Source organism: Streptomyces sp. FXJ1.172 (genome assembly GCF_001636945.3).
In the GTDB taxonomy this organism is placed as follows: Bacteria; Actinomycetota; Actinomycetes; order Streptomycetales; family Streptomycetaceae; genus Streptomyces.
This window is the reverse complement of record NZ_CP119133.2, coordinates 5,838,938-5,861,301: the sequence shown is the minus strand read 5'-3', so window position 1 is coordinate 5,861,301 and position 22,364 is coordinate 5,838,938. Positions and strand designations below refer to the sequence as shown.

The 22,364-nt window shown below is 71.5% G+C and carries 21 protein-coding genes and 2 tRNA genes; 12 read left to right on the top strand and 11 right to left on the bottom strand.

Translation table 11 applies throughout. The annotated features are described in order from the left end of the window. Positions 1-35: 35 nt before the first annotated feature. Positions 36-767, bottom strand: coding sequence for a maleate cis-trans isomerase family protein (locus A6P39_RS26255; protein ID WP_067052372.1), 732 nt, complete (start codon positions 765-767; stop codon positions 36-38). Continuing rightward, complete coding sequence (locus A6P39_RS26250; RefSeq protein WP_067052370.1) at positions 764-1,564, bottom strand: maleate cis-trans isomerase family protein; 801 nt, start codon at positions 1,562-1,564, stop codon at positions 764-766. The genes A6P39_RS26255 and A6P39_RS26250 overlap by 4 nt, the downstream gene beginning before the upstream one ends. Positions 1,565-1,703: 139 nt before the next feature. Here A6P39_RS26250 and A6P39_RS26245 point away from each other — a divergent pair, with 139 nt between their 5' ends. Beyond that, positions 1,704-2,654 carry a D-2-hydroxyacid dehydrogenase gene (locus A6P39_RS26245; protein WP_067052367.1) on the top strand — a complete coding sequence of 317 codons (951 nt, stop codon included), beginning with the start codon at positions 1,704-1,706 and terminating at the stop codon, positions 2,652-2,654. Between the two features lie 24 nt (positions 2,655-2,678). Further along, positions 2,679-4,097 carry an amidase gene (locus tag A6P39_RS26240; RefSeq protein WP_067052366.1) on the top strand — a complete coding sequence of 473 codons (1,419 nt, stop codon included), beginning with the start codon at positions 2,679-2,681 and terminating at the stop codon, positions 4,095-4,097. Here the strand turns inward: A6P39_RS26240 and A6P39_RS26235 are convergent. After that, on the bottom strand, positions 4,078-4,572 hold the full coding sequence (locus A6P39_RS26235; protein ID WP_067052363.1) for a DUF3830 family protein: 495 nt from the start codon (positions 4,570-4,572) through the stop codon (positions 4,078-4,080). The two genes, A6P39_RS26240 and A6P39_RS26235, sit on opposite strands and share 20 nt — an antisense overlap. A gap of 46 nt (positions 4,573-4,618) precedes the next feature. Here A6P39_RS26235 and ehuB point away from each other — a divergent pair, with 46 nt between their 5' ends. From ehuB to A6P39_RS26205, 6 genes are all read left to right on the top strand, one after another. Then, entirely contained in the window at positions 4,619-5,545 is a 927-nt protein-coding gene (gene ehuB / locus A6P39_RS26230) for an ectoine/hydroxyectoine ABC transporter substrate-binding protein EhuB (RefSeq protein ID WP_067052361.1), read from the top strand. Beyond that, positions 5,542-6,276 carry an ectoine/hydroxyectoine ABC transporter permease subunit EhuC gene (gene ehuC, locus A6P39_RS26225; protein WP_067052360.1) on the top strand — a complete coding sequence of 245 codons (735 nt, stop codon included), beginning with the start codon at positions 5,542-5,544 and terminating at the stop codon, positions 6,274-6,276. The genes ehuB and ehuC overlap by 4 nt, the downstream gene beginning before the upstream one ends. After that, entirely contained in the window at positions 6,276-6,926 is a 651-nt protein-coding gene (gene ehuD, locus A6P39_RS26220; protein WP_067052357.1) for an ectoine/hydroxyectoine ABC transporter permease subunit EhuD, read from the top strand. Before ehuC ends, ehuD begins: the two co-directional genes overlap by 1 nt. Beyond that, the gene (gene ehuA, locus A6P39_RS26215; protein WP_067052355.1) at positions 6,916-7,698 is read left to right on the top strand and encodes an ectoine/hydroxyectoine ABC transporter ATP-binding protein EhuA; all 783 of its coding nucleotides are present in this window, start codon (positions 6,916-6,918) and stop codon (positions 7,696-7,698) included. The genes ehuD and ehuA overlap by 11 nt, the downstream gene beginning before the upstream one ends. Positions 7,699-7,864: 166 nt before the next feature. Then, a complete protein-coding gene (locus A6P39_RS26210; RefSeq protein ID WP_067052353.1) occupies positions 7,865-8,623 on the top strand; it encodes an IclR family transcriptional regulator in 759 nt (252 codons plus the stop codon). Between the two features lie 86 nt (positions 8,624-8,709). Further along, positions 8,710-8,783 (top strand) — tRNA-Lys (locus tag A6P39_RS26205). Positions 8,784-8,837: 54 nt separating this feature from the next. Here the strand turns inward: A6P39_RS26205 and A6P39_RS26200 are convergent. The 5 genes from A6P39_RS26200 to A6P39_RS26180 form a co-directional block, all read right to left on the bottom strand. Beyond that, positions 8,838-10,475, bottom strand: a complete 1,638-nt coding sequence (locus A6P39_RS26200; RefSeq protein WP_067052351.1) for an AMP-binding protein — start codon at positions 10,473-10,475, stop codon at positions 8,838-8,840. 40 nt (positions 10,476-10,515) lie between these two features. Then, positions 10,516-10,980 carry a DUF3592 domain-containing protein gene (locus tag A6P39_RS26195; protein ID WP_067052350.1) on the bottom strand — a complete coding sequence of 155 codons (465 nt, stop codon included), beginning with the start codon at positions 10,978-10,980 and terminating at the stop codon, positions 10,516-10,518. A 118-nt stretch (positions 10,981-11,098) separates the two neighbouring features. After that, entirely contained in the window at positions 11,099-11,704 is a 606-nt protein-coding gene (locus A6P39_RS26190; RefSeq protein WP_067052422.1) for a lytic polysaccharide monooxygenase auxiliary activity family 9 protein, read from the bottom strand. Between the two features lie 133 nt (positions 11,705-11,837). Next, positions 11,838-12,968: an SPFH domain-containing protein gene (locus tag A6P39_RS26185; protein ID WP_067050466.1), complete on the bottom strand. Its 1,131-nt coding sequence runs from the start codon at positions 12,966-12,968 to the stop codon at positions 11,838-11,840. A gap of 111 nt (positions 12,969-13,079) precedes the next feature. After that, positions 13,080-14,414 (bottom strand): peptidoglycan-binding protein, encoded by a 1,335-nt coding sequence (locus A6P39_RS26180; RefSeq protein ID WP_067050469.1) that lies wholly within the window; start codon positions 14,412-14,414, stop codon positions 13,080-13,082. Between the two features lie 188 nt (positions 14,415-14,602). On the opposite strand from A6P39_RS26180, the gene A6P39_RS26175 reads away from it, so the two are divergent. The 4 genes from A6P39_RS26175 (at position 14,603) to A6P39_RS26160 (ending at position 19,821) form a co-directional block, all read left to right on the top strand. Further along, positions 14,603-14,676: transfer RNA gene (locus A6P39_RS26175), tRNA-Lys, on the top strand. A 176-nt stretch (positions 14,677-14,852) separates the two neighbouring features. Continuing rightward, on the top strand, positions 14,853-15,602 hold the full coding sequence (locus A6P39_RS26170; protein WP_275883907.1) for a FadR/GntR family transcriptional regulator: 750 nt from the start codon (positions 14,853-14,855) through the stop codon (positions 15,600-15,602). Positions 15,603-15,919: 317 nt separating this feature from the next. After that, a complete protein-coding gene (locus A6P39_RS26165) occupies positions 15,920-17,890 on the top strand; it encodes a glycosyltransferase family 2 protein (RefSeq protein ID WP_067048427.1) in 1,971 nt (656 codons plus the stop codon). After that, positions 17,887-19,821 (top strand): kelch motif-containing protein, encoded by a 1,935-nt coding sequence (locus tag A6P39_RS26160; protein WP_067048424.1) that lies wholly within the window; start codon positions 17,887-17,889, stop codon positions 19,819-19,821. The genes A6P39_RS26165 and A6P39_RS26160 overlap by 4 nt, the downstream gene beginning before the upstream one ends. Position 19,822: 1 nt before the next feature. Here the strand turns inward: A6P39_RS26160 and A6P39_RS26155 are convergent, their stop codons facing one another. The 3 genes from A6P39_RS26155 to A6P39_RS26145 form a co-directional block, all read right to left on the bottom strand. Continuing rightward, positions 19,823-20,845 carry a glycoside hydrolase family 6 protein gene (locus A6P39_RS26155; RefSeq protein ID WP_067048422.1) on the bottom strand — a complete coding sequence of 341 codons (1,023 nt, stop codon included), beginning with the start codon at positions 20,843-20,845 and terminating at the stop codon, positions 19,823-19,825. Positions 20,846-20,937: 92 nt separating this feature from the next. Continuing rightward, the gene (locus A6P39_RS26150; RefSeq protein ID WP_067048417.1) at positions 20,938-21,603 is read right to left on the bottom strand and encodes a class F sortase; all 666 of its coding nucleotides are present in this window, start codon (positions 21,601-21,603) and stop codon (positions 20,938-20,940) included. Positions 21,604-21,612: 9 nt separating this feature from the next. Next, positions 21,613-22,281, bottom strand: a complete 669-nt coding sequence (locus A6P39_RS26145) for a hypothetical protein (RefSeq protein WP_067048414.1) — start codon at positions 22,279-22,281, stop codon at positions 21,613-21,615. Positions 22,282-22,364: the final 83 nt, after the last annotated feature.

The window sequence follows — 22,364 nt, the reverse complement described above, 5'->3', positions numbered from 1 at the left end:
GCTCTAACAGGAGGCGGTCTCCGGTTATTCCTGCCTCAGACCTGGATGATCGGCTCCCGGGTGAACAGCGCCCCCAGCCTGGGCGCGTTCACCCGCCGGTCGGCGAGCCTCAGCCCCTCCCAGACGGTCACCTGGTTGGCCGTGAGCACCGGCTTGCCCAGCTCCTTCTCCAGCAGCGGAAGATGCGCGGCCGTGTGCAGCGCGGTGTCCGGCAGCAGTACGGCCTCACCGCCGAAGGCGTCCGCCGCGCGCGCCAGCGCCAGCACCTCCTCCTCGCCCCACGTGCCGACCTCCGCGGCCGTGATGATCCCCGACGGCCGCACCCCGGTCACCTCCAGGCCGCCGGCCCGCAGGAAGTCCGCGAACAGGCCGGCCACGTCGTCCGGGTAGGTCGCCCCGACCGCGACCTGCCGCACCCCCAGCTCCTTCGCCGCGTGCACGAAGGCGAAGGACGTCGAGGAGGCGGGCATCCCGGCCACCAGGGCCAGGGAGCGCACCTGGTCCCGGGCGCCCTCCCAGCCGCGGACGAAGCTGCCGCTGGTGCACGCCCACACGACCGTCTCCGCGCCCGTGCGCCGCAGCTCCTCCACCCCCGCCGCGAGCCGTTCGGCCGAACCCATCTCGCGCAGCGCGTCCTCCCGGTGCGCGTCCTCGCCGATGTCGGTGTGGACCAGGTCCAGCCGGATGTTGCTGCCGAGGAGCTGCTCGATGCGTGGGTAGTCGTCCTCGCCGGAGCGGCCCGGGTAGAGGAATCCGAGTGCGGTCATGTCCAGCCTTCCTGCGTCTCTTCCGGCAGTACCGGGGGTACGGGGGGCGGCCAGGCGCGTGCCGACTCGTCCAGCAGCGCCTGATAGGGCCCCACGGCTCGGGTACCCAGCTTGCGCAGCGCCGCCCACATCGTGACCTGGTTGGCCGACAGCACCGGAATGCGCAGCTCCGCCTCCAGCTGGGGGATCACGTCGTACGTCGGCAGATTGGTGCAGGAGATGAACAGCGCGTCGGCGGCGCCGGGACGGACCGCCTGCCGCGCCATGCCGACGACGTCCCGGTACGGCACCCGCCAGATCTCCCGGGTCAGCCCCATGAAGGCGCACCCGGTGACCTGCACGCCGCCCTCGGCTATGTACTCCTCCAGCGCCCGGGTGACGGACACCGTGTACGGCGTGACCAGCGCGAGCCGGCGCACGCCCAGCTCGGCGAGCGCCTCCAGCAGCGCCCCGGAGGTCGTCACCGAGGGCGGGGCGCCGGCCAGGCTCATCGCCGCGCACATCGCCCGCTCCCCGGCGATCCCGCCGACGAAGCTGCCGGAGGTGCAGGCGTAGGCGACGACCTCGGGGGCGACAGCGGTCAGGGCGCGCACGGCATCGCCGAGGGTCTCGTGCTCGCTGACCAGCCGGGCCAGGTCCAGGCTCACCTCGACCGGCACGTACGGGGTGCGGGTCAGGTGCAGCGACACCTCGTCGGGCACCCAGCGCCACAGCTCCCGGTCGAGAGCGAAATCAAAAGGGGCCACGACCCCCACACCGCGCTGCGGACAGGGTCCGCCGAGAAAGGAAACGTCCATGGCAGGCACCGGCCTCACGCTAAGCGGACGAGCGGGCAACGGATCGCGAGTACGCCCGTGTTGACGAAGGTAGGTTCGGGTGCGAGCGTGGTCAATCCGCGCATAATCCGTGCATGTCAGACGCCCGGAGCCGCCCCGTATGACGACGCTTCCCACCCTCCTCGTCCTGGACGCCGACCCGCCGCCCCGGCTCGGCCGCCTCACCGGACGCGCGCGCATCGTGCACACCGACGCGGACCGTCTGGCCGAGCGACTGCCGCGGGCGGACGTGCTGCTGGTCTGGGACTTCGCCTCGCACGCGGTGCGCGAGGCCTGGCCGGGGGACGGGCCGCGGCCCCGCTGGGTGCACACGGCGAGCGCGGGCGTGGACCATCTGATGTGCCCGGAGCTGGCCGCGTCCGACACGGTGGTGACCAACGCGCGCGGGATCTTCGACCAGGCGATCGCCGAGTACGTGGCGGCGCTGGTGCTGACGGTCGCCAAGGATCTGCCGCGCACGCTGGAGTACCAGCGCGAGCGGCTCTGGCGGCACCGGGAGAGCAGGCGGGTGGCGGGCACGCGCGCGTGCGTGGTCGGCTCGGGCCCGATCGGCCGGGCGATCGTACGGACGCTGAAGGCGCTGGGGGTGACGACGGCGCTGGTCGGGCGGGTCCCGCGGACCGGCATCCACGGCCCGGCCGACCTGGACCGGCTGATCTCCCGCGCGGACTGGGTGATCGCCGCCGCGCCGCTCACCGAGCAGACGCACCACATGTTCGACAGCCACCGCTTCGGCGTGATGCAGCCCTCGGCGTTCTTCGTGAACGTCGGGCGCGGGCCGCTCGTCGACGAGGACGCCCTGGCCCGGGCGCTGACCCGGCGCTGGATCGCGGGCGCGGCCCTCGACGTGTTCACGGCCGAACCCCTCCCCGAGGACAGCCCGCTGTGGGGCCTGCCCGGGCTGATCGTCTCCCCGCACATGAGCGGCGACACGATCGGCTGGCGCGACGAGCTGGGAACGCAGTTCGTGGAGTTGTACGAGCGGTGGGCGGCGGGCAGATCACTGGTGAACGTGGTCGACAAGAAGCGCGGCTACGTCCCCGGCCACTGACCTCTGGAACCTCTTGGAGGGTGCATGCAGCTCACCGACCTGACCGCCGTCCAGCTCCTCGACGGATACCGCAAGGGCGAGTTCACCCCGCTGGAGGCGACCGAACAGGCCCTGGAACGGGCCCGGCGGATCCAGCCGGAGGTCAACGCCTTCGTCCGGCTCACCGAGCAGGACGCGCTCGCCCGGGCCCGGGAGTCGGGGCAGCGCTGGCGGCGCGGTGAGCCGGCCGGGCTGCTCGACGGCGTGCCGGTCACGGTGAAGGACCTCCTCCTGCTGCGCGGCCATCCGACCCTGCGCGGCTCCAAGACCATTTCGGAGCAAGGGAGTTGGGACGAGGACGCGCCCTCGGTGGCCCGGCTGCGCGAGCACGGCGCGGTGTTCCTCGGCAAGACCACGACCCCCGAGTTCGGCTGGAAGGGCGTGACGGACTCCCCGCTGTCGGGGATCACCCGCAACCCGCACGACCCGTCCCGGACCGCGGGCGGCTCCAGCGGGGGCAGCGCGGCGGCCGTCGCGCTCGGCGCGGGCCCGCTGTCGCTGGGCACGGACGGCGGCGGCAGCATCCGCATCCCGGCCGCGTTCTGCGGCATCTTCGGTCTGAAGCCGACGTACGGCAGGGTGCCCCTCTACCCGGCGAGCGCGTTCGGCACGCTGTCGCACGCGGGCCCGATGACCCGGGACGCGGCCGACGCGGCGCTGCTGCTCGATGTCATCGGGACGCCGGACGCCCGCGACTGGTCGGCCCTGCCGCCCGCGCCGGGCCCGTTCACGCAAAGCCTGAGGGGCGGCGTACGAGGGCTGCGGGTGGCGTACTCCCCGTCGCTGGGCGGTCAGGTCGCGGTCCGGCCCGCGGTCGCGGCGGCGGTACGGCGGGCGGTGGCGCACCTCGCCGACCTGGGCGCGTACGTCGAGGAGACCGACCCCGACCTCAGCGACCCGGTGGAGGCCTTCAACACCCTGTGGTACAGCGGCGCGGCCCGGCTCACCGAGCGTTTCTCCCCGCGCAAGCGGCAGCTGATGGACCCCGGCCTGCGCGAGGTCTGCGTCCGGGGCGCCCGGTACAGCGCGCTGGACTATCTGGCCGCGGTGGACGTCCGCATGGACCTCGGGCGGCGCATGGGGCTCTTCCACGAGACGTACGACCTGCTGGTGACGCCGACGCTGCCGGTCACGGCGTTCGAGGCGGGCACCGAGGTGCCGCCCGCCTCGCCGCACCGGCGCTGGACGGGGTGGACGCCGTTCACGTACCCGTTCAACCTGACCCAGCAGCCCGCGGCGACCGTCCCGGTGGGCACCGACGGGGACGGACTGCCGGTGGGGTTGCAACTCGTCGCCGCCCGGCACCGGGACGACCTGGTACTACGAGCGGCGCACGCGCTGTACGAGGCGGGTGTCCCCCTCTCCGGGAACGTCGCGTCCGCCGTCACGCCCGCCGGAAACTGAGCGTCTCCCCAGCCGCCCCGCTGCGCCACAGGTCGTTGCAGGCCTCGGCCATCCGGTCGAGGCCGTCGGTCACCTGGCCCCAGACGATGCCCGGCACCCAGCCCACGTCGCCGTTGAGGAGCAGGTTGTTGCGTTCGTAGAACAGGGCCAGGTCGACCACCGTGGTGCCGGGGCGGACGGCGCGGTCGTAGCCGTAGGCCTTGGTGCCCAGTTCGGTACCGGCGAAGGAGAAGTAACAGAGGTCGCCGGGAATCGGGGTGACCGTCGGGTTCTCCAGTGGGGGTTCCGTGGAGGCGAACGGCGCGAAGAGGGCGTAGATCTCGTTGCGCGCGTACTTGGCGTGGTAGACGTCGCCGGACAGCGGCAGTGCCTCCCACACCGCTTCGCAGGTCAGGGGCGCGCGGTCGGTCAGAAGGCGGGCCGTGCAGCGCACGTCCCGCTTGTCGAGTGAGACGGAGACGAATCGATCGGCCATGGAACCAGGGTGCATAGCCCGGGTGCGCTTGGGTAGCCGCGCCGCCATGGCTCCACCACTTGGGAACGACGCACACACATTCCGGTCGGACCACAGACCCACCCGGCGCTCGGTGCTCGGCGGTCTCGGCGGTCTCACGGCACTCGGTGCGCTGGCGGCCACCGGGTGCACACGGGTGGCCGCCGCGTCCGGCAAGGACGGCGGTGACCTGCTCGAACGGCTGCGGGCGCAAGGGGTCGTACGGCTCGGGATCGCCGGTGAGATCCCCTTCGGGTACATCGACAAGGACGGCCATCTCACCGGTGAGGCGCCCGAGCTGGCCAAGGTGATCTTCAAGCGACTGGGGGTGAACCGGGTGCAGCCGGTGCCGACCGAGTTCGGCTCGCTGATCCCGGGACTCAACTCGCAGCAGTTCGACGTCGTGGCGGCCGGGATGTACGTCAATCCCGAGCGCTGCCAGCAGGTGATCTTCGCCGATCCGGACTACCAGATGCTGGACTCGTTCATCGTCCGCAAGGGCAACCCGCTGGGGCTGCACTCCTACAAGGACGTCGTCGCGAAGAAGGCGAAGTTCGCCACCGGCACCGGGTACGCCGAGATCCAGTACGCGGTGGGGGCCGGGTACAAGGAGGGCGACATCCTGATCGTCCCGGACCAGGTGGCCGGGCTGAACGCCGTGGAGGCCGGGCGCGTGGACGTCTTCGCCGGTACGGCGCTCACCACCCGCGAGGTGGTGAAGAAGTCGTCCAAGGCGGAGGCCACCGCGCCGTTCGCGCCGCTGGTCAAGGGCAAACCGCACGTCGACGGCGGGGCGTTCGCGTTCCGGTCGGCCGAGACGAGGCTGCGGGACGCCTTCAACGTGGAGCTGCGCAAGCTGAAGACGAGCGGCGAACTGTTCCGGATCCTCAGGCCGTTCGGCTTCACCAAGGCCGAGATGACCGGCCTCACCGCGAAGGAGCTGTGCGGCGGATGACCTCGGGGCTGTGGGAACTCGTACTGAAGGGTGTCTGGACCACCGTCCAGCTGCTGGTGTTCAGCGCCCTGCTGGCCGGCGCCGTGTCCTTCGTCGTCGGCATCGCGCGGACGCACCGGCTGTGGATCGTGCGCTTCGTGGCCGGCTTCTACACCGAGGTGTTCCGTGGCACCTCGGCGCTGGTGATGATCTTCTGGGTGTTCTTCGTGCTGCCGATCGCCTTCGGCTGGCAGCTGGTGCCGATGTGGGCGGGCACGCTCGCACTCGGGCTGACGTACGGCGCGTACGGCTCGGAGATCGTGCGCGGCGCCCTGAACGCGGTGGACCCGGCGCAGAAGGAGGGCGGGACGGCGCTCAGCTTCACGCCCTGGCAGCGGCTGCGGCTGATAGTGCTGCCGCAGGCGGTGCCGGAGATGATCCCGTCCTTCTGCAATCTGCTGATCGAGCTGCTCAAGGGCACCGCGCTGGTGTCGGTCATGGGCATGGGCGATCTGACGTTCAGCGCGAATCTGGTGCGTCTGGCGTTGCAGCAGAGCGCGGAGATCTACACGTACGTGCTGCTGATCTACTTCGCGATCGCGTTCGTGCTGACGCGGCTGATGCGCGCGCTGGAGAAGCGGCTGAAGGCCGGGGTCGGCAAGGGCGCCGGGACCGAGTCGGCGGCGCGTGAGCTGAAGCGCGCGCAGACCACCGGTGTGGGAGTCGGCGGGGGCGTCGGAGGGGGTCTGTGATGAAGTGGGACTGGAACGCCGTCAGCGACTTCATGCCGGACTTCTGGCAGGGACTGCTGGTCACCCTGGAGGCGGTGGCCCTCGGCTCGCTGCTCTCCTTCACCCTCGGGCTGCTGTGGACGCTGCTGATGCGGACGCCGAGCCGGTGGGTGCGCTGGCCCGTCGGGGTGGTCACCGAGTTCGTGCGCAACACCCCGCTGCTGGTCCAGCTGTTCTTCCTGTTCTATGTGCTGCCGGAGTGGGGCCTGACCTTCTCGGCGCTGTCGACCGGTGTCTTCGCGATCGGCCTGCACTACTCGACGTACACGATGCAGGTCTACCGGGCCGGCATCGAGGCGGTGCCCGTCGGCCAGTGGGAGGCGGCGACCGCGCTGAACCTGCCCCGGCGACGGACCTGGACCGCGGTGATCCTGCCGCAGGCGGTCCGCCGGGTGATCCCCGCGCTCGGCAACTACGTGATCGCCATGCTCAAGGACACGCCGATGCTGATGGTGATCACCGTGCTGGACATGCTCGGGCGTGCCCGGCTCTTCTCCCAGCAGCACTTCCAGTTCACCGAGCCCCTGACCGTGATCGGGGTGGCCTTCATCGTCATCTCCTATCTGGCCTCCCTTCTCCTGCGAGCCCTGGAGCGTCGCCTTGTCCGTTGAGACCCATCCCAAGCCGTCCGCCACCGACGCCTCGCCGACCGAGCTGATCCGCCTGGACAAGGTCACCAAGCGCTTCGGCGCCAACACCGTGCTCGACCAGCTGGACTTCTCCGTCCAGCCCGGCAAGCACGTGACCCTGATCGGCCCCTCCGGCTCCGGCAAGACCACGATCCTCAGACTCCTGATGACCCTCACCAAGCCGGACGAGGGCACGATCACCGTCGACGGGCAGCCGCTGTTCCCGGCGCCGGAGAAGCAGGTCCGGGAGGTCCGCAAGAAGATCGGGATGGTGTTCCAGCAGTTCAACCTGTTCCCGAACATGAGTGTGCTGCGCAACATCACCGAGGCCCCGGTGCAGGTCCTCGGCCTGTCCCGGGACGAGGCCGAGGCGCGGGCCCGGGAGCTGCTGGAGCTGGTGGGGCTCACCGACAAGTGCGACACCCGGCCGACCCGGCTCTCCGGCGGGCAGCAGCAGCGGGTGGCGATCGCCCGGGCGCTGGCGATGCGGCCGCGGGTGCTGCTGCTGGACGAGGTGACCTCCGCGCTCGACCCGGAGCTGGTCGCGGGCGTGCTCGATCTGCTCAGGGACATCGCCCGCAGCACCGACATCACGATGCTCTGTGTGACCCACGAGATGGGTTTCGCCCGGGACATCTCCGACCAGGTACTGATGTTCGACGGCGGCCGGGTCATCGAGTCGGGCCCGCCGGAGAAGATCTTCAGCGATCCCGAGCAGGAGCGCACCCGGGAATTCCTCGGCGCAGTGCTGTGAAACAGTGCCGCGAAGGTGCCTTTGGCATATGCCAGAGGGTTAGAACCCCAGTTGGGAGAGGGCGGCGGGCCAGGCAATCTCGCCAACGCCCTCTCCCCTGCGGGCCTTTGCCCGATATCGTGGTACCGATCCGCCGACCGGACAGGCGAGCCAGGGGGGAAACACCGTGGCGCTGATGCACGAGCCGACCGCCCCGTACCACTCCGCCCAGGACGCACTGCGCGTCCTGGAGACCGTGGCGCGCCATTCCGCCGGCGTCACCGACACCGAGCTGGCCCGTCGCACCGGCCTGGGCGCCGACCGGCTCACCGCCCTGCTGCGCATGCTGCGCCGCGAGGGTTACGTCGAGCAGACGGACGACGGGGCGTACGTCACGGGCGACACCCTGCGCCGGCTGACCTCGGCCCACGACCGCGAGCAGGCCCTGCGCGACAAGCTCCAGCACACCCTGGACCGGCTGCGCGACTCGGTCGGCGCGGCGGTCTACATGAGCCGGTACGTCGACGGCGAGGTCAGGGTCACGCAGTACGCGGCCGGACCGGGCACCCCGGCGGTGAACGAGTGGGTGGACTTCCGCTACTCCGCCCATGCCACCGCCGTCGGCAAGAGCCTGCTGACCCAGCTCGACCACAACGCCCGCCGCGACCACCTCTCCCGGCACAAGATGGCCCGCCTCACCTCGCGCACCATCACCAGCGACAAGCTGCTGCTCTCCCGCCTGGAGTCACAGCCGCCGACCGTGCCGGTGCTCGACCTGCAGGAGTACGCCATCGGCACGGTCTGCGCGGCCGTCCCGATCACCGCGGGCTCCTCCGTGGGCTGCCTGGCGCTGTCGCTCCCGGTGGAGCACGCACACCGGCTGAAGCAGGCGGCGGAGACCCTCAACCGCAACGCGGCACCGGTGCTCCTGTCCCTCACCCTCTAGGTGGTCACGAGCACTCCTCAGGACCAGGTAGTATTTTCTTCGTCGCCAGCCGCGGGAAACAAAAACCGGCGGAGGGCGAGAGTCATGCGCCGCTAGCTCAGTTGGTTAGAGCAGCTGACTCTTAATCAGCGGGTCCGGGGTTCGAGTCCCTGGCGGCGCACGATGACGATGGCGGTCATGTCCACAAAAAGCGTGGACATGACCGCCATCTCTGTTATTGCGCGGCTTCGCCGCGCGTTGTGGGGGCTTCGCCACCCACACCCCCCTCGGCCGCTCTCAAGGTGAGTTTCCGGTAGCCGGACTCCCCCGGTGGCCGCCACCACACCGGGTCGGCACACGCGACCCCCTCCTTCCTGAGCAGCGCCCGGTGGATCTTGTTCGTCGCCGTCACCGGCATCCGCTCCACCACCCGCACGAACCGGGGCGCCATCTTCGTGCCCAGGTCGGGCTGGGCGCGCAGGAAGTCCGCGAAGCCCGCCGGATCGAAGGAACCGGCGATCGTCGCCATCACCTGGTCCCCGGTCACCGGATCCGGCACCCCGTACACGGCGACGGCCGCCGCGCCCTCGTACCGGGCCACGATGTTCTCGATCACGGCGGCGGCCAGGTTCTCCCCGTCGACGCGGATGCGGTCGTCGCCGCGGCCCGCGAAGTACAGGTAGCCGGCCGTGTCCCGGTAGAAGAGGTCGCCGGTCCAGTACGCCCCTGCCCGGCGGCGCTCGGCCTCGGCGGCCGGGTTGCGCCAGTAGCCCTCGAAGGGGTTCGGGGCCCGGTTGACCAGCTCTCCTATCGCCTGCTCTCCGTTGAGCAGCCGCCCGGCGGCGTCGAAGACGGCGGGCGGGCACTCGCGTCCGGTGGCCGGATCGAGCACCACGAGCCCCGGTGCCGCCGGTCCCACCGCACCCCGCGGCGTGCCCGGCGCCCACTGGATCGCCGCGCCGCCCTCGGAGGAGCCGTACCCCTCCACCAGCCGCACCCCGAACCGCCGCTCGAAGGCCGCCGCGTCCGCCGCGCCGGCCTCGGTGCCGAAGCCGAGACGCAGCGGGTTGTCGCGGTCGTCCGCACCCTCCTCGGTGGCGAGGACGTACTGGACGGCCCGGCCGACGTACGTGAAGTACGTCGCCCCGTACCGGCGCACGTCGGCGAGGAAGCCGGACGCCGAGAAGCGCCGGCGCAGCGCCACCCCGGCCCCGGCCGCCAGCGCGGGCGCCCAGTCGGCGATCACCGCGTTGCCGTGGAACATCGGCATGCAGACGTAGTGCACGTCGTCCGCGCGGACCCCGAACTGCCGCACCAGCGCCTGCCCGGCCGCCGCCAGCCGGCCCTGGGAGCAGATCGCGGCCTTGGGGGCGCCGGTCGAGCCGGAGGTGAAGTACAGCAGAAGGCGGTCGGCGGGGGTGGCCCGGGACGGGTCGGGCACGGCGTCGGCATAGGGGGCGAGCAGGGCGGCGTACTCGTCCGCGTCCGTCACGAGGATCCGTACGCCCGACAGCTCCAGGCCCGCCAGCAGCGGCAGATGGGCCCGCTCGGTGACGAGGACCGGGCACTCGGTGTGCAGGATGTCCCGGGCCAGTTCGGGACCCCGGCGCGTGGGGTTGATCCCGGCGACGGCCGCGCCGGCAAGGGCGGCGGCGCCGAGCCAGAGCGGGAACTCCTCGGTGTTGTCGAGCAGGACGCCGAGGTGCCGTACGGCGCCCGGGGGCAGCAGGTCGGCCAGCAGGGCCGCCCGGGCGGCGGCGCCCGCGGCCACCTCGTGCTGGGTCAGCGTCAGCTCACCGCACCACAGCCCCGGCCGGTGGTCGCCCCACCGTGCCGCGATCAGCTCGGCGACCGTACGCGTCATGGACTCCATGGACGCGCACGGTAATTGACTGGGCGTCAGATAGGGAGGGTCACGGCATCATGCCGCCGCCCTCCGTGGCCATCATGTGGACCACGGTGATGAAGACCGCGCAGAAGGCGATGCCCGCCCCGAGGAAGGCCAGCCCGAAGCCGGTGCCGACGACGAGGCGGGTGCGCGACGGCGCCAGCGCAGTGGCCAGCCGGGGCGCCTCCGGCAGATACCGCACGGTGACGATGTCACCGTCGAGGACGGTCGTGGGACCGTCCTTCTCCTCGAAGCGCACGGCACGGCCTTCGCGGGTGGTGAACTCGTAGACGTGGTGCACGGTGGTGCGCACCGACGTGTTCCCGCGGCCCCCGCCGGTCGTGGTGTACATCCGCAGACAGCGCGCCTCGGCGGTCAGCCCGTGCGTCCAGGTCCGGTTGATCCGCCGGGCCCGGCGGACGAGCCCGTAGGCGGCCCCGCCGAAGCCCGCGATCACGAGGGTGGGCACGGCGTAGAGGAAGAGTTCCACGAGGTTCCCCCGAGGTCGGTCCGCCGCTCCCGGTGATCGGCGTGGCGCGAACCTATCCGGCACTCCGGGTGCCCGGCCTCAAGGGAACCTCAGTTTCGCAGCTGTGGCGCAACGGCCCTCAGAAGGTGACGTCCGAGCAGGCGTAGAACGCGTTGCCCGTGTCGGCGATCGTCCACACCGCGAGGATGACGTGGTGCCCGCTCAGGCCGGACGGCAGGGTGCCGCTGTGGCTGAGCGTGGCCGGCGGGCGCTGGCCGTTGTACGGCACCGTCAGGAACGGGGTGAGGTCGAGGTCCGAGCGGGACAGGGCGTGATCCTGGTTCCAGCCCTGCTTGGTGACGTAGTACCTGAAGTCGGTCGTGGCGTGCTCGGCCGTGAACTGCCAGCGGAAGGTGTACGTCTGGCCGCCCGTCACCTTGGTGGTGGGCCAGGCCCCGCCGGACGGGGTGGCCGGCGAGCTGAGCTGGGCGAACCGGCTCAGCCCGCCGTTGCAGAGCTGGCCGTCGGCGGGCCCCGCGGCCGGGAAGCCCTTGGGCCCCTCGACGCTCTGCGGCTCGTACTGGATGTCACCGCAGTTCGTCACCGTGCCGTTGGCACAGAGCTTCTGCCTGCTGATGGGGAGGTCGGTGTAGCCGTGCCCGCTGGCGCCGCCGGTGGAGAGCGCGAACGCTCCGGCGGTCACCACCCCGAGCACGACCGCGGACGACTTGGTCCTGATGCGCATGCTGCCGCTCCTCGAGAACGTGGGGAGTCCGGTGAGCCGTGCAGGTAGGTCTAGACCAAGTCCCAGATTATTGCCGTCAGTTGACTGTGTCCATACAAAAGAGGGGGTCCATCCCCCTCTCAGGCCCTCGCCGCTACAGCTCGCCGCGCCCCGAGCAGAACGCCACCGTCAGGTCCCGCACCAGCACCTTCCGCTCGTAGTCGTCGAGTTCGACCAGGCCGCGCACGGTCAGCCGGGTCACCGTGTCCTCCACCGAGTCCACCACCGAGCCGAGCATGCCGGCCCGCCGCCGGGCGTCCAGCTCGGTGATCCGGCGCCGCTGCATCGTGGGGGCGACCTCGGGGGCGTACTCCACCCGCAGCGGCCGCACCGCGAACACCTCCAGGCCGACCGGCGCGGTCTCCGCCGCCACCAGCCGGGTCAGCGCGTCCCCGGCCGCCGTCGTCCCGCCCCGGCTCCCGCCCGCCTGCTCCACCGGCACCCGGGCCAGCGCCGACTCCACGCACTCGCGCAGGTACGCCTCGTGGTCCTCGATGCCGAGCAGCGCCCGCGCGGTGTCCCGCATCCGCCACACCACCAGCACGACGACCCTGAGCGGCATCCCGTCGGGGTCCGCCGCCGGCATCGCCTCGCTGCGCCAGTGCCGCAGCCGGACGTCCACCCGGCGGCGCGGCACCAGCGGGTTCACCCAGAGCAGCCCGGTGCGCCGGACGGTCCCCCGGTAGCGGCCGGACAGTCCGAGCACCCAGGCACGACCGGTCCGCCCCCGGGCCAGCCCGCCGAAGCCGCACACCCCGAGCAACCCGGCCCCGGCGTACGCCGCCCACTGCGCCGGACCGAGACCCGCGCCGGCACCGGCGGGCAACCGGAGCGCCTGTGCGGCGAGCGGCGGGAGCAGCCCCGCCCACCACGAGGTGGCCACCGACCCGGTGAGCCCGCACACCCCGGCGAGCACCCCGGCCAGCCCCGGCAGCGCCCGCGCCGGGCGCTCGGCCAGCTCCGGGTCGACCTCGGGCAGGGGCAGCTCGCGCGGCGGCGCCGGGTGCTCGGGGCGCGGCAGTTCGCCGGCGTCCCGCCGGCGGCCCACCACGGCGGGCTTGAGCGGCACTTTCACCGAGGCGGTGTCGTCACGGAAGAGCAGATGGACGGGGATCTCGGTGGTCGCCTCGTTGTGGATCAGCCGGGCCGGCCGGGCGGGCGGGCCCACGGCGGTGCCGGACCGCCCGTCGGATACGGGCGGCGTGTGTGACGTGGTCGTACTCATACGTGCCTCCAGCCTCCGCGCCAGATGCGTCATGAACAGGGGACGAGCAGGGGACAGAAGGGGGACAGACGGGGGGACGGAAGAGGACAGGGGCAGAAAGCGGGCAGGGGGTCATAGGCTGGTCACGCGGCCTGGGCCCGCGTCCGCGAACAGCCGGCGCCAGGTCTCCGGTCCCGGATAGCCGTCCGCCGCGCCGCCCCGCCAGCCCTGGGCCCGCTGGAAGGCCGCCACGGCGCGCCGGTCCGCTTCGCCCCAGCGCGGACCGGGACCCTTGGCGTAGAAACCGCCGAACCCCTTCTGCACCAGGCGGCGGCCCAGCCGGGTGACGTGGTCGTTCTCCGCGCCCGGCAGGAATGCGGCCCGGCCGGGAAAGCCGGGCGCCCCGTGCGGGGCGACCCGGAGCGGAGCGGCCGCGGCCGGCGCGATGTCCCTGCCCCGGCCCGTGACGAGCAGGTGCCAGGTGCGCGGGCCGGGCAGCCCGTCGGTCTCGGCGCCGTTCCAGCCCTGGGCGAGCTGGAAGGCCCGGGTGGCCCGCCGGTCCGCCTCGGTCCAGGCCCGGCCGGGACCCAGGGGGTAGTACGCGCGGCCGCCCCGGGCCGCCAGCATCCGGCCGAGCAGGGCGACGTACGGGTTGTCGGCGCCGGGACCGAAGGCGGCGACGCCGGGGTAGGCGGTCTGCGCCTTGCCGCCGGCCGGCTGGGCGTCCGAGGCCTCCGGGATCACACCCTTGTAGCGGTAGGGGACGTACTTGTCGGCGTTGCTCCAGTAGGGGTACGGGGTGGGCTGGCTGCGGGCGTGCGGGGGCGTCTGCTCGTAGACCGTGTAGGTGGCGTGCGTGTAGTCGGTCCAGCCGCCGAAGATCACCACATGGGAGCCCTTCTCCGGGTTGTCGGGGTTGTGGTAGAGCAGGATGTCGCCGGGCTCCAGCTCCTCCTTGGTGATCTTCACGCCGTAGTCGCCGAGGCTGCCCGTCCACTCGTTGCCGGGCAGACCCCAGGCCATGGAGACATAGCCCGAGCAGTCCTGCCGGTAACCGTCGGACCAGTACGCGCTCATGCTGTACGGCACCTGCGCGGTCACCCAGGTCTTGGCCCGGGTGATGATCTTGGACCGGGTGGTGGTGGGGATCTTGGAGGGATCGGCCGGCTTGCCCGTCCGGCCGTGCAGCGGGGACCTGCCGCCCTGGGGGGTGTCGGAATCGCCGCCCCCGGGGACAGGGGGGCGATGGACGGCGGGCCGGCCGGTGGTGAGGGCGGCGGCCGGGGCGGCCGCGCCGAGGACGGCCGACGCGGCGGCCACGACCACGAGCCCGCAGGCCGCCGGGGCGACGACCGCGCCGCCGGACAGCCGGCGGGGACTCCTGCGGCTGCCGTGGCGCGCACGGGCGCAGCCGGGGCAGCCGCAGTCGCTCGCGGGGGCGAATTCCTCGAACACCGGGGCTGTCATGAGACCTGCCTCACATTCAGGGGTGATTTGTCCACGAGTGTGCACGTTGGTCAGTTCCCCAACTGTCCAGCGGACTACCACTTTGACGGTCCGAAAGAAGTACGCCGCCGTCCGAGCACCCCCGGCCGGTCACCCGGGGGTGGTCGGAGGCACCCCTCAAGGTCAGGTAGAGTTATCCCTGTCAGCAGGCGCCGCTAGCTCAGTTGGTTAGAGCAGCTGACTCTTAATCAGCGGGTCCGGGGTTCGAGTCCCTGGCGGCGCACGATGACGATGGCGATCCACGTCCGCAGGAAGCGCGGACCTGGATCGCCATCTCTGTTTTTGCGCGGCTCCGCCGCGCGCGGTGGGGGCTCCGCCACCCACACCCCTCGACCGAGAGGCCGCTCGCGGAAGCAGGGGGCTTTCCGCATGCCCCGATTGGCCGGATACCCTCTCGCCATGGCAGCCCGGGACCTCCAGGAGCGGATCAAGAAGCTGATCGTCGACCGGCGGCTGCCCTCGGGCGCCCCGCTGCCGACCGAGCCGGAGCTGATGGAGTACCTCGGGGCGAGCCGGAACTCGGTGCGCGAGGCACTGAAGGCGCTCCAGGCGATGGGGATCGTGGAGATCCGGCACGGGTTCGGGACGTACGTCGGCTCGATGTCGTTCGCCCCGATGATCGAGGGCCTCGCCTTCCGCACCGTCGCCGGGCACTACCGGGGCGAGGACTCCCTGCTCCAGCTGCTGGAGCTGCGCGAGGCCGTGGAGACGGGGCTGGTGTCACGGCTGGCCGGGCGGCTGCCGGAGGCGGACCTCGTGGAACTGAGCGGGCTCGTGGACCGCATGGAACGGGAGGCCGCCGAGGGGGCTGGCCTCGCCGAGACCGACCGCGCCTTTCACGCCACCCTCTACCGGGGGCTGGACAACGTCCTGCTGAGCGAGGTGCTGGAGGCGTTCTGGGACGCCTTCCACCGGGTGCAGCGGGATCTGGTGGACGTGCCGCAGGATCCCCGGGTCACCTGCCGCCAGCACCGGGAGATCCTGGACGCGGTCCGGTCCGGGGACTCGCCGCGGGCGGAGCGGGCCATAAGGGATCACTTCGGCAACATCCGCGTCCGCCTCTCCACCACCGGCGCACTTCGGCCCGCCGAGACCACCGGCGCACACCGCCCACCCGAGCCCCACACGCGCCACAATGAACGGGTTTGACCGGTAAACACCGTGTTTCGCGTCTTGCGATCATGGAGAGCACCGTAGAACCCTGGATGCCCAAGCTGCCGCCGATTGGCGGCAGTTGGGGGGAAGAGACCGGTTGCGGCACGGCGGCGGGGAGGGGGCCCCGTTCATAAATCGGTGCCGAGGGGGGCATATCTGCAACCGGAGAGTCACGGTCCTGTGTCTGTGCGGTGGGGAAGACGTCGGGACCGTGCGCCGCCACGGATTCCGCGCGCGCGGGCCGAGGGGAGCCGGCCGGGCGGGAAGGACCGACACAACACGCGGTGACCTGCGTGTGGGGGGAATGACTCATGACGTCGACGCCGACGGGCGCCGGGCGGAGCCACGCTCACGACGACCCGTCACAGACCACGAGGCTCAGGGCGGTCACGCACCGGACGGGCCAGTTCCACCGGATGAGGAAGAGCCTGCCGAGATACGACTACGAGCACTACAGCCGGCTCGCAGGCCCTCTCACCCAGCCCGACCCGGCCCGGCCGTACACGGTGCAGTACCGGTCGCTGCTCTCGCAGGAGCCGCACCGCCTGCGCGCCGCGCTCATGCTGGGCGCGGCCCCGGTCCTCTCGCTGGTGCTGCTGTTCTGGCTGCTCCAGCCCGAGCACTGGACCCAACGCGACTATCCCGCCCACGACTTCCTGCCGGCCCTCGACACCGTCATGCTCGTCTCGATCGGCCTGATCGAGTTCTTCCGCTGTCTGAACGTGCTGTCCAACGCGCACGCCACGCTCGTCGCCCGCGACCCGGTCCCGGTCGTGCCCGAGACCGGCACCCGCGTCGCCTTCATCACCACCTTCGTGCCCGGCAAGGAGCCGCTGGAGATGGTGACGAAGACCCTCCAAGCGGCGGTGCGGCTGCGGCACCGCGGCCTGCTGCACGTGTGGCTGCTGGACGAGGGCGACGACCCGGCCGTCAAGGAGGTCTGCGCCCGGCTCGGCGTGCACCACTTCACCCGCAAGGGCACAGCCGAGTGGAACCGGCCCAAGGGGCCGCACCGCGCGAAGACCAAGCACGGCAACTACAACGCCTGGCTCCAGGCGCACGGAGACGACTACGACTACTTCGCCTCCGTCGACACCGACCACGTCCCGCTGCCCAACTACCTGGAGCGGATGCTCGGTTACTTCCGTGACCCGGACGTCGGATTCGTCATCGGCCCGCAGGTCTACGGCAACTACGACACGTTCGTCACCAAGGCCGCCGAGTCCCAGCAGTTCCTCTTCCACGCCCTGATCCAGCGCGCCGGCAACCGCTACGGCGCCCCGATGTTCGTCGGCACCTCCAACGCCGTACGGATCAGGGCGCTGAAGCAGATCGGCGGGCTGTACGACTCGATCACCGAGGACATGGCGACCGGCTTCGAGATGCACCGGGCGAGGAACCCGGCGACGGGGCGGAAGTGGAAGTCCGTCTACACACCGGACGTGCTCGCGGTGGGTGAGGGGCCGGCCGCCTGGACGGACTTCTTCACCCAGCAGCTGCGCTGGTCCAGGGGCACCTACGAGACGATCCTCAAGCAGTACTGGAAGGGCCTGTTCACGCTGGGGCCGGGCAAGCTCTTCAACTACACGATGATGATCATCTTCTATCCGATGTCCGCCCTCAACTGGATCCTCGCGGCGCTGAGCTGCGCCCTGTTCCTGGGGCTCGGCGCCTCGGGCGTGAACATCGACCCGACCGTGTGGCTGATGCTCTACGGCAACGCCTCCGCGCTCCAGATCGGGCTGTACATCTGGAACCGGCGGCACAATGTCTCCCCGCACGAGCCGGAGGGCTCGGGCGGTGTCGCGGGCATGGTGATGTCCGCGCTGTCCGCGCCGATCTACGCCCGCTCGCTGATGGACGCGGTCCTGCGCCGCAGGAGCACGTTCGTGGTGACGCCCAAGGGCGAGTCGGCCAGCCCCGACACGCTGTTCGGGACCTTCCGGGTGCACTGGTTCTTCATCCTGGTCTTCGGCGGCTCGCTCGGCGCCGGTTTCGCGCTGGGCAACTCCCAGCCGGCGATGATCACCTGGGCGGGCCTCGCCCTGCTGATCACCGCCGCGCCGATCCTCGCCTGGCGGTACACCCTGCGGCAGGAGGAACGGGGGCCGGAGCGGGCGGCGGACGCGGCCGGACCGCGGGCCGCGGTGCCCGCGCCGCAGCCGGCCCCGGCGCTGCGGCAGCGCCCCTCCTGGGCGGGCCCCGGACGGGCGGCGCGCGCCGGGGACACCGAGCAGACCATGCAGATCGCCCTTGGCGGACTTGGGGGACGTGAGGAATGAAGGACCAGTCCGGCCGCCGTCGCGTCCGCCGGCTCGCGATCGGTACGGCGGTGGTGCTCGCGCTGGCCGGGATGAACGGGCCGTGGGTCTACCGCTTCGCCACCGCGCAATACCACCAGTACAAGATCAACAGACCTGAGTACAAGGCAGGGAACGGGCACTGGGACATCATCGAGTTCCCCAAGGAGTACCGCCAGGACACCATCCACGCGGCGCTCCTGCACACCGGCAAGGTGCTGCTGGTCGCGGGCTCGGGCAACAACCAGGACAACTTCGACGCGAAGAAGTTCGACACCCGGATCTGGGATCCCCTCAAGGGCACGATCAAGAAGGTCCCCACGCCCAACGACCTGTTCTGCACCGGCCACACCCAGCTCGCCGACGGCGATCTGCTGATCGCGGGCGGCACCAAGCGGTACGAGAAACTCAAGGGCGACGTCAAGAAGGCCGGCGGCGTCATGATCCTCTACAACGAGAACCCGGACAAGCCGATGACGCTGCCCGCGGGCACCGAATTCACCGGCAGGCAGAACGGCAGGACGTTCGCCTCCCAGGATCCGGTCCTGATCCCGCGCGCCACCAAGGTCTTCGACAAGGCGGGCAAGTGGCTGCGGAACAACCCCGGTTACGGCCGCGTCTACGTCGAGGCACAGCGCGAGGGCAGCCAGTACGAGACCGGCACCCAGGACAACTACCGCATCAAGGGCCTGACCGGCGCCGACGCACGCAACACCTACGGCATCGCGCAGAAGCTCGCCCTCGACAAGAAGGACTTCGAAGGCATCAAGGACGCCTACGAGTTCGACCCGGTGGCCGAGCGGTACATCAAGGTCGACCCGATGAACGAGGCCCGCTGGTACCCGACGCTCACCACGCTGTCGGACGGCAGGATCCTCAGCGTCTCCGGCCTCGACGACATCGGCCAGCTGGTGCCGGGCAAGAACGAGGTCTTCGATCCGGCGACGAAGAAATGGACGTACACGAGGACGACCCGGCAGTTCCCGACGTATCCGGCGCTGTTCCTGACGCAGAACGGGAAGATCTTCTACTCGGGGTCCAACGCGGGGTACGGACCCGACAACGTCGGCCGGGATCCAGGGATCTGGGACATCGGCACCAATGCCTTCACCAAGGTGCCCGGGCTCAGCGACCCGGACATGATGGAGACCTCCGGGACCGTGCTGCTGCCTCCCGCGCAGGACGAGAAGTTCATGGTGATCGGGGGTGGCGGTGTCGGTGAGTCGAAGCTGTCCAGCAAGAAGACCCGGATCATCGATCTGAAGGCGAGGAATCCCCGGTTCGTGGACGGCCCCGGGCTGGAGAAGGGGACCCGCTATCCGCAGTCCTCGATCCTGCCGGACGACACGGTCCTGGTGAGCGGCGGCTCGCAGGACTACCGGGGGCGCAGCGACTCCAACATCCTCCAGGCGCGGCTGTACCACCCGGACAGCAACAGCTTCACCCGGGTCGCCGACCCGCTGGTGGGCCGCAACTACCACTCCGGGTCGATCCTGCTGCCGGACGGGCGGGTGATGTTCTTCGGGTCCGACTCGCTGTACGGGGACCGGGCGAACACCAAGCCGGGGAAGTTCGAGCAGCGGATCGAGATCTACACGCCGCCGTATCTCTACCGGGGTTCACGGCCTTCGCTCAGCGGCGGCCCGCAGACGATCGCCCGGGGGGCGTCGGGGACGTTCACCTCCAGGCAGGCGGCCGGCATCAGGAAGGTGCGGTTGATCCGGCCGAGCGCTTCGACACACGTGACGGACGTGGATCAGCGGTCCATCGCCCTGGACTTCAGGACGTCCGGGGACAGGATCACGGTGACCGTGCCGGCGAACCGGAATCTGGTGCAGTCGGGGTGGTACATGCTGTTCGTGGACGACGACCAGGGGACGCCGTCCATCGCACAGTGGGTCAGGATCCCTTGAGTCACTTGCTGTTGCGGGCCAGGGCGAGTGCGTAACTCGCCCACCACTGGCCCGCCTTCGGACCTCCCTGGCACGTCCCGTCCGACTCCCCCGGGCGCTTGACCCACAGGTAGGCGTCGACCAGGGGGTCGGACGTCCTGGTCGTCGGGGCCTCGCCGAGGGCGCGGCCCGGGGGGTTGCACCAGCGCCTGGCCGGGTCGCCGGTGGTGGCCGGGCCGTTGCCGTTCCTGCTGGTGTCGATGACGAAGTGCTTGCCGCCCACCTTCGCCGAGAGCTGGGTGCCGTAGGCGAGGGAGTCGTCGGTGGAGTAGAAGTTGGAGACGTTGACCGAGAAGCCGTCGGCCCGGTCGATGCCGGCCTGCTGGAGGGGCTGGAAGATCTGGTCGGGGTGGCCCCAGCCGGCGTTGCCCGCGTCCAGGTAGACCTTGGTGTTCTTCAGGGACTTGAGCCTGGTGATCGCGCCCTTGAGGAGGTCGTAGCGCTCCTCGTGGAACTGTGCGGGCGTGCAGCCGTCCACCAGGTGCAGGACGGCGTCCGGTTCGAGGATCACGATGGCGGGGCGGTCCTGGATGCCCTGGGCCACGCCGTCGATCCAGGCCCGGTAGGCGTTGCCGTCGGCGGCGCCGCCCTGTGAGTACTGGCCGCAGTCGCGGTGCGGGATGTCGTAGAGGACGAGCAGGGCCGTGCGGTCGGAGTGCTCGGCGGCCTCGGTGAAGCCGCGGGCCTCCTGCTCCGGGTTCTCCGGGCCGATCCACTCCCCCACCGGCTGCTCGGCGATCTTCCGGATCTGTTCTGCTTCCGAGGTCTTTCCGGCCTTGGCGTAGGCGGCGAGCTGGCGGGCCGCGGTGCCGTCCGGGTTGACCCAGAACGGGTCGGCGGACTTGGGCTGTTGGGTGATCCGGGTGTCCGGGCCGGCGTTCTTGTCCCCGCCTCCCGAGGAGCATCCGGCGAGCAGCAGTGCCGCCCCCAGCACCGCCGCCGCACACGCCCGCGCGGACGACCGGGCCCCCCTGTTGTCGTACATGCGATTCCCCCCTGGGCGCACTGTCGGGTGCCCTGCCCATGCTGACATATCCGGACGGTTCGTCACGAGGTCGCGTGACGGGGCGTACGGGGTCAGTGGGCGCCGGTGAGGTAGGCGGAGACCACCACGTTGGCGGTGTAGCTGCGCGTGGCGCGGTCGAAGGTGCCGCCGCAGGTGATCAGGCGGAGTTCGGCGCGGCCGGCCCGGTGGGGGCCGTAGGCCTGGCGGGCGTCGAAGTCGTCGCGGGGCAGCACGCTCACGTCGTCGACGGTGAACTCGGCGACCTTGCCGTCCGAGCGGACCACCCGGACCGTCGCGCCCGGCGCCAGCGTGCTGAGCTTGTAGAACACAGCGGGCCGGGTCTCGGTGTCGACGTGCCCGACGAGGAGGGCCGCGCCCTCGGCGCCCGGCTTGGTCCCGGCGCCGTACCAGCCGACCACCCCCGGCCGGTCGAAGGGCGGCGGATCGACGGCGCCCTCGGTGTCCAGGCCGCGGGCCACGACCGGTGCGTGCACGCCCAGCCGCGGGATGTCGACGCGCTGGGGCAGCGCGTCCCCGAGCGGTGCGGCGGGGCCCGGCAGGAAGGCCGGGGCGGCGCCGGAGGCGGACACGCCACCGCCGCCGGAGCTGTCCGTGCCGTGCGGTACGCCGGTCACCGCCCGGCCCCACAGCCACAGCCCGAGCAGCAGCACCGCCCAGGCCAGGACGGAGACCAGCCGCCCGGTGCCGCCGGCGGGATGCCCGTGGTCGTCGGTCATACCGGGCGGTCAGCGGGTGCTTCGGCCGTCACGGCCCCGGTGGGCACGCAGCCCGACGGCGAGCGCGGCGACCCCGGCGAGCCCGAGGCCGGTGACCGCTTCGGCGGTGTCGGGTCCCGACTCGCTGGTGGCCACGGTGGCGAAGTGCGTGGCGGTGCCGCCACCGCCCGCGTGGACCGGGGCGGTGGGAGAGGAGACCACGGCGGGCGTCCGCATGGGCTCGTCGGACTGCCCGGTTCCCGGGACGGCCGACGGCCCCTGGCCGGCACCTCTTCCCGGGTCGGCCGATGCTCCCCGGGACGTCCCCGTTCCCCGGTCGGTCGCCGTTCCCCGGTCAGGGCCGTTTCCGGGGTCGGCCACCGTGATCCGCCCGATCATGACGTAGTCGGCGCAGGTGATCTTCACGTCGTAGGCGCCGGGTGTCAGGGAGGAGCGGACGCGGGTCTGGCCGGCCAGGGCGCCGCGGCTGCCGGTCAGCCGGGCGTCGGTGACGAACGCGGGCGAGACGGCGGTGCCCTCGGGCCCGGAGCAGCCGCGTACCCGCAGGGCCACATCGGTCCCGGGGGCCGGGGAGCCGGGGGTCACGGAGACCGCGCCGCCGTCGGCCGCGTGGGCCGCCGGGGCGAAGGCGGCGACGGCCAGGATTCCGGTACAGACAGTGAGGCGTAGTGAGCCCATCGTGAACCTCCAGTTATCTGGAGGCTCCCCCGCACCGGGCGCCTCCGCATCCTCGGGAGGCGCCCGATTGGGCCGAACGGGTG

Bases quoted from the DNA above. Each gene is read 5' to 3' on its own strand.
- A6P39_RS26255 (WP_067052372.1), bottom strand. From the start codon at position 767: ATGACCGCACTCGGATTCCTCTACCCGGGCCGCTCCGGCGAGGACGAC.
- A6P39_RS26250 (WP_067052370.1), bottom strand. From the start codon at position 1,564: ATGGACGTTTCCTTTCTCGGCGGACCCTGTCCGCAGCGCGGTGTGGGG.
- A6P39_RS26245 (WP_067052367.1), top strand. From the start codon at position 1,704: ATGACGACGCTTCCCACCCTCCTCGTCCTGGACGCCGACCCGCCGCCC.
- A6P39_RS26240 (WP_067052366.1), top strand. From the start codon at position 2,679: ATGCAGCTCACCGACCTGACCGCCGTCCAGCTCCTCGACGGATACCGC.
- A6P39_RS26235 (WP_067052363.1), bottom strand. From the start codon at position 4,572: ATGGCCGATCGATTCGTCTCCGTCTCACTCGACAAGCGGGACGTGCGC.
- ehuB (WP_067052361.1), top strand. From the start codon at position 4,619: ATGGCTCCACCACTTGGGAACGACGCACACACATTCCGGTCGGACCAC.
- ehuC (WP_067052360.1), top strand. From the start codon at position 5,542: ATGACCTCGGGGCTGTGGGAACTCGTACTGAAGGGTGTCTGGACCACC.
- ehuD (WP_067052357.1), top strand. From the start codon at position 6,276: ATGAAGTGGGACTGGAACGCCGTCAGCGACTTCATGCCGGACTTCTGG.
- A6P39_RS26200 (WP_067052351.1), bottom strand. From the start codon at position 10,475: ATGGAGTCCATGACGCGTACGGTCGCCGAGCTGATCGCGGCACGGTGG.
- A6P39_RS26190 (WP_067052422.1), bottom strand. From the start codon at position 11,704: ATGCGCATCAGGACCAAGTCGTCCGCGGTCGTGCTCGGGGTGGTGACC.
- A6P39_RS26185 (WP_067050466.1), bottom strand. From the start codon at position 12,968: ATGAGTACGACCACGTCACACACGCCGCCCGTATCCGACGGGCGGTCC.
- A6P39_RS26180 (WP_067050469.1), bottom strand. From the start codon at position 14,414: ATGACAGCCCCGGTGTTCGAGGAATTCGCCCCCGCGAGCGACTGCGGC.
- A6P39_RS26170 (WP_275883907.1), top strand. From the start codon at position 14,853: ATGGCAGCCCGGGACCTCCAGGAGCGGATCAAGAAGCTGATCGTCGAC.
- A6P39_RS26165 (WP_067048427.1), top strand. From the start codon at position 15,920: ATGACGTCGACGCCGACGGGCGCCGGGCGGAGCCACGCTCACGACGAC.
- A6P39_RS26160 (WP_067048424.1), top strand. From the start codon at position 17,887: ATGAAGGACCAGTCCGGCCGCCGTCGCGTCCGCCGGCTCGCGATCGGT.
- A6P39_RS26155 (WP_067048422.1), bottom strand. From the start codon at position 20,845: ATGTACGACAACAGGGGGGCCCGGTCGTCCGCGCGGGCGTGTGCGGCG.
- A6P39_RS26150 (WP_067048417.1), bottom strand. From the start codon at position 21,603: ATGACCGACGACCACGGGCATCCCGCCGGCGGCACCGGGCGGCTGGTC.
- A6P39_RS26145 (WP_067048414.1), bottom strand. From the start codon at position 22,281: ATGGGCTCACTACGCCTCACTGTCTGTACCGGAATCCTGGCCGTCGCC.